Annotated in this window: 1 protein-coding gene; it reads left to right on the forward strand. The window is 49.8% G+C overall.

What is annotated here, in order from left to right; all coding sequences use genetic code 11:
* A partial coding sequence (locus R7Z50_RS28835; protein ID WP_318149924.1) for a DUF3971 domain-containing protein occupies window positions 1–614 on the forward strand: 614 nt, incomplete at both ends.

Consider the following 614-nt stretch of genomic DNA (forward strand, 5'->3'; position numbering starts at 1 on the left):
TCAGCTCGACATTGAGGCGCTGATTCCACTCGTTAAGCTCGCGCCGGAATCGGAATCAACCAGTGACTTACTCAATAAATTAGCGCCGAAAGGTCGTGTTGAAGACATTCGTTTAGCCATGAATGGTGGCTTAGATACGCTGCGTTATTCGGCAGACCTCGATGAGTTAGCTATGACTCAATGGGAACTGTTGCCGGGCTTTCAACATGTGCAAGGCAGCGTTGCGGGTGACTTGAAGCAAGCGAAAGCGAAAGTCACGGTCATTGATGATGTTTTCCCGTACGGGGATGTATTCCAAGCCCCATTGAACATCAAGCAAGGCGAAGTCGACATTATCTGGCAGCAAGATGAGACAGGTTGGCGTTTGTGGTCGGATAAAGTCACGGCTGCGACTCCGGACCTTCAAGTGTTGGGCGCATTTCGACTCGATTTCCCTAAAGAGCAAAGCCCATTCCTATCGTTTTATGCTGAGGCGGATCTCTACAACGCTGGTGAAACTTGGCGTTACTTGCCAACCTTGGCATTAGGTCAAGATCTGACGGATTACCTATCGACCGCCATTCAAGGCGGTAAAGTAAACACGGCCAAATTGCTGTGGTATGGCGAGTTAGGAG

The organism is Vibrio sp. 1249-1 (genome assembly GCF_033340495.1).